General features: G+C 61.5%; 5 protein-coding genes and 5 tRNA genes. 3 read left to right on the forward strand and 7 right to left on the reverse strand.

The features are described from left to right. Nucleotides 1-220 precede the first annotated feature (220 nt). Nucleotides 221-700, forward strand: a complete 480-nt coding sequence (locus F1735_RS32600) for an HAD family hydrolase (protein WP_167241048.1) — start codon at nucleotides 221-223, stop codon at nucleotides 698-700. 45 nt (nucleotides 701-745) lie between these two features. Here the strand turns inward: F1735_RS32600 and F1735_RS32605 are convergent, their stop codons facing one another. Further along, a complete protein-coding gene (locus F1735_RS32605) occupies nucleotides 746-1,372 on the reverse strand; it encodes a hypothetical protein (protein WP_167241050.1) in 627 nt (208 codons plus the stop codon). Nucleotides 1,373-1,676: 304 nt separating this feature from the next. Between F1735_RS32605 and F1735_RS32610 the strand changes: the two genes are divergently transcribed. Further along, nucleotides 1,677-2,423: an NAD-dependent epimerase/dehydratase family protein gene (locus F1735_RS32610; protein WP_373888624.1), complete on the forward strand. Its 747-nt coding sequence runs from the start codon at nucleotides 1,677-1,679 to the stop codon at nucleotides 2,421-2,423. Nucleotides 2,424-2,433: 10 nt separating this feature from the next. Here F1735_RS32610 and F1735_RS32615 read toward each other — a convergent pair whose 3' ends face one another. The 5 genes from F1735_RS32615 to F1735_RS32635 form a co-directional block, all read right to left on the reverse strand. After that, the gene (locus tag F1735_RS32615; protein WP_166891376.1) at nucleotides 2,434-3,000 is read right to left on the reverse strand and encodes an HNH endonuclease; all 567 of its coding nucleotides are present in this window, start codon (nucleotides 2,998-3,000) and stop codon (nucleotides 2,434-2,436) included. Between the two features lie 203 nt (nucleotides 3,001-3,203). After that, nucleotides 3,204-3,280: transfer RNA gene (locus F1735_RS32620), tRNA-Cys, on the reverse strand. A gap of 8 nt (nucleotides 3,281-3,288) precedes the next feature. Then, a tRNA-Trp gene (locus F1735_RS32625) sits at nucleotides 3,289-3,364 on the reverse strand. Nucleotides 3,365-3,406: 42 nt separating this feature from the next. Continuing rightward, nucleotides 3,407-3,497, reverse strand: a tRNA-His gene (locus F1735_RS32630). 61 nt (nucleotides 3,498-3,558) lie between these two features. After that, nucleotides 3,559-3,644: transfer RNA gene (locus F1735_RS32635), tRNA-Leu, on the reverse strand. On the opposite strand from F1735_RS32635, the gene F1735_RS32640 reads away from it, so the two are divergent. Continuing rightward, entirely contained in the window at nucleotides 3,619-3,801 is a 183-nt protein-coding gene (locus F1735_RS32640) for a hypothetical protein (protein ID WP_167241053.1), read from the forward strand. The genes F1735_RS32635 and F1735_RS32640 overlap by 26 nt on opposite strands. A gap of 45 nt (nucleotides 3,802-3,846) precedes the next feature. Here the strand turns inward: F1735_RS32640 and F1735_RS32645 are convergent. Next, nucleotides 3,847-3,937: transfer RNA gene (locus tag F1735_RS32645), tRNA-Asn, on the reverse strand. Nucleotides 3,938-4,170: the final 233 nt, after the last annotated feature.

The raw sequence follows: 4,170 nt of genomic DNA on the forward strand, positions 1-4,170 counted from the left end.
CTTGCCGGCGGCGAAAACCGTGGATGATGTAGCGGCGCTGCTGCCGTGGAATATGAAGGATTTGCATACCCCGGATTTAACCAGCGGAGTGACTTCCTGAACAGTCTGGGGTTGATGGATCGCTTACGATGCCTTCGGCACGCTGGTGGAGATCGGTGACAAACGCCGGCCATTTGTAGCCATCCTGCGCCGGTCAACAGCGGCTTCGGTCAGCTCGCCCATGGTCGGCGCGGTCGATCTGGCCGCATTTGCCCACGCATGCGGTGTCGCGCCGGATCCCCGCCATGCCAGCGACCTGGCGGCCGAGCTGGCGTCGATCGCCCCTTACCCCGAATCGCGCTCCGTGCTCATCGAACTGCGCCGGCGCGGCATTCGCACTGCCGTGGCGTCCAATCTGGCGCTGCCATACGCCGAACCGATCCGCGACCTCCTTGGCGACCTGATCGATACCGCATGCCTGTCGTTCGAGGTCGGCCATGTCAAGCCCGATCCCGACTTTTATCGCGCCCTGTGCCACCAACTGAACCTGGCGCCCGAGGAAGTGTTGATGGTGGGCGACACCTGGCGTTGCGATTACCTGGGCGCCACGGCAGCCGGCCTGCACGCCTTGCATCTGGACCGGCGCGGCAACGCCAGCCCGGAGCAGGCGGCGGTGTCGATCAGGGACTTGACGGGCGTGCTTCATGAAGTTACTAGTTGAGCCTCTGATCAGCGCCGACATCGCCAGCCGGACCGCTTGCGACGGTCAGTAGCGCCGTCGCTGACTCAGCAATTGGGTGCGGGTATACGTGTCAATGGCGGCGTCCATGCCGCCGGCGCGAAAAGCCACGCGTACCAGCTCGCGTTCCGCCTGGACCTGCTGAAAGTCGAAGGCAGGACGAAATACCGTGGACGGCAGCGGCGCCCGCGCCAGCACCGCGCGCAGTCGATGGATGAGTAGTTGTAGCGCCGGGTCCACTTCCCATTGCCGGCCATCGATTTCGGCCAGGGCCAGGTCGATCAGCCAACGGCACCGTGGAAGTTGTTCATAATGGACAAGAAGATGCTTGCGGTAGGCGGGATCGGGGTCAAGCGCCACCAGGAACGCCGCCTCCAGCACGCGGGACCAGTCCGGCGAGTTCAGGTCGCTCATCAGCGCCTCGCTCATCCCGCCGAGCAGCTTGAGGAGGACATAATGCTGGTCCAGCGGTTCATACTTGAGCGACGGATACTGCGCCAGGGTTTCCGCCAGCTCTTCCCCATCGCGCACCAGCGGCGTGATGTAGTTGCGGACGGCGTTCATGGTCTGCAGGCAACGCGAGGGCATGCAGCGAAGCAGCGCGAACACATCATCGCTGTTGAGCAGCAGTGGCACATAGGGTGGCAGGCTCATGGCATGCAAGGGCAGTCGATCCTGCCGCTCCGGCAACATAGGAAGGGGTAGTTTACCCCGAATGCCCTGTCACCAGCCCGCAGGCCTGTAGGGCAGTTGGTCCCGCTATCCCTGCCGCCGTGGGTGCGCGCCGGGAGCGGTGGGTAAGAAATACTTGTTCATGCGCGCAGGATTCCTCGTTTGACCCTGCTGCCTTGTCGCTCGGATAATCAATTTTTCTGACCGGTAGCACGCAAATGATGAACAAGTATTTCTGCAGCGAGCGCCCCGTTAGCGATGCGGGTGGCGCATGACGGCGCACAAAGTGCTTATTACTGGCGCGGCAGGGCGCATCGGGACCGCCTTTGTCCGCGAGCTGCACGGCCAGTTCGACCTGCGCCTCGGTGACCTCGATAGCGCCGCGCTGGCGCACATGGGCGGCGAGGCCGTGCATCTTGACGTCACCGACCTCGACGCTTGCATGCGCGCCTGCGCGGGTGTGCAGACCGTGCTTCACCTCGCGGCGGACCCTTTGCCCGACGCCGATTTCCACACCTCGCTGCTGCCGACGAACATCGTAGGAAGCTATAACGTGTTCCTGGCGGCAAAGGCGCAGGGATGCCGGCGTGTTGTGTTTGCCAGCAGCGCCCAGGCCGTTGAAGGTTATCCGCTGGACGTGCAGGTGCAGGAAAACATGGCGCCGCGACCCAAGAATATGTATGGCGTGAGCAAGGCGTTCGGCGAAGCGCTCGCCTCCTTGTTTGCCGACGATGGCACGCTCGTCACGGTGGCGGTGCGGATAGCCAACGTGGCAACGTTCCACGCCGGCGAACGGCACAGCGCGCGCGACGTTGCCGCGTTCATCAGCGAGCGCGATGTGGTGCAGTTGCTGGCGCGCTGTATCGATGCCGACCTGAGCGGTTTTACGGTCGTCCATGGGGTATCGGACAACCGCTACAAGCGCCTGGCCATCGAACGCACGCGCAGTGCGCTCGATTACCAGCCGCGCGATGACGCTTTTGCGATACTTGAAGGTGAAGCGGGCGATACGCCGGCGCGTACGCTCGGATAGGGCCAGGCGGTCACGCCAGCATGCGCGAGTGCTTGGGCAATTTGGCCGACAGATAATCGTGCTGGTCGGCCAGCACATTCCTGCCGCTCAGGATGAAGTGCTCGAAACGGCATGGCACATACGGCACGTACAGCAGCGGATGAAAATCATGCACCATGGTGGCCCCCTTGGCCTGGTTGCACGGCTTGCAGGCGGTGACGCAGTTGGTCCAGCTATCCTTGCCGCCATGGGTGCGCGCCAGGATGTGGTCGCGCGAGAGGTGCTGGCGCGCAAACACATTGCCGCAATATGCGCAGGTATGGCGGTCGCGCGCAAACAGCAGCTGGTTGTCGTCTCCGAGCGGCAGCGCCACCCGCAGTTTCTTGGTCATGCGCTCGCTGCCCATGATCGAAATGATCGGCTTGACCGTCATGGTCGAGAGCACGCCCGCATTCGACACCCCGCCGCGAAACAGAAATTCACGGTCGCCCAGTTCCCACGCCACCTTGCCGACGGCGTAATAATGGATCGCTTCCTGGGCGGAGATCCATCCGAATGGATTTCCTGCGATGTCGAGTGCTAAGATTTGCGGAGTCATATTTTCACTTTTACTGATGCCTGTTTGAATGGAATAGCAGAAAAGGCCGGCGCCGTGGCGCTGGCGGGAAGATGAAAATCCGGACAGGTGTTAAACGTGATAATACGCCTTGCAGGCAAAGCAGCAAGCACGAAAATAGGCGCAGCGCACCGCGCATTCCCGCGCGCCGTGAGGGACGCCGGGCGATATCGCTTGCGCTGCATTGGAGTGGGGTGCCGGATTCGAACCGGCGAACAACAGCTTTGCAGGCTGCGCCCTTGGACCGCTCGGGCAACCCCACGTAAAAAATGGCATCCCAGGAAGGAGTCGAACCTTCAGCCTTCGGATTTGGAGACCGCTGCGCTGCCAATTGCGCCACTGAAATAGAAAATGCGTGATCGCGGCGACAGGCGCGCGATCGAAAAAATGGGGTGACGTACCGGAATCGAATCGGCCGTCGCTACGGCGGCGGCCCTTGGAATCACAATCCAACGCTCTGCCAACTGAGCTGACGTCACCATTGAAAAACTGCGTCATTGACTTGTTGCTGCCGCTGCGGACCGGTGCAAACGGCGTGATTGGTGCGCTCGGAGGGGATCGAACCCCCAATGCCTCGCGGCCTCGGATTTTAAGTCCGGCGTGTCTGCCATTTCCACCACGAGCGCGGTGCGGGTAACGGTCGCTGCCCGGATTCGCACCGGCGGCCTGGAATCACAATCCAAAGCACTGCCGACCGGGCTAACGACACCATTGAAAAAGAACCGCGCGGTCATGCGCGGCAAACTGGCAGTGGATGCAGGGATCGAACCTGCGACAACTTGAGTCAAAGTCAAGTGCTCTACCAGCTGAGCTAATCCACAATTGAACTGGCTCCCCAAGCAGGATTCGAACCTGCATAACCCGGTCGGGCCTACAACGCATTAACAGTGCGTCCGCTTACCAGTTAGCGTATCGGGGAAAAGGAGGATGCCCGGTAAACCGGGGCATGAAAGGATGGTGGGCGACCAGGGATTCGAACCCCGTATGCACAAAGACGGCGGATTTACAGTCCACTGCAGTCGCCAATCAGGGCGATTGCATGAAGGATCAGATTGGTAGGCCTAAGACCTTGGCAAGATAGTCGGCGCTCCAGGCTGCCTTCATGCGCTTGGTAGCGATCCCGAGCTTAGCCGTCTTCTCGTTCTTCAGCAG

It is taken from the genome of Massilia genomosp. 1, from assembly GCF_011682185.1.
GTDB classification, from domain to species: domain Bacteria; phylum Pseudomonadota; class Gammaproteobacteria; order Burkholderiales; family Burkholderiaceae_D; genus Telluria_A; species Telluria_A rubra.

Bases quoted from the DNA above. Each gene is read 5' to 3' on its own strand.
- F1735_RS32615 (WP_166891376.1), bottom strand. From the start codon at position 3,000: ATGACTCCGCAAATCTTAGCACTCGACATCGCAGGAAATCCATTCGGA.
- F1735_RS32600 (WP_167241048.1), top strand. From the start codon at position 221: ATGGTCGGCGCGGTCGATCTGGCCGCATTTGCCCACGCATGCGGTGTC.
- F1735_RS32605 (WP_167241050.1), bottom strand. From the start codon at position 1,372: ATGAGCCTGCCACCCTATGTGCCACTGCTGCTCAACAGCGATGATGTG.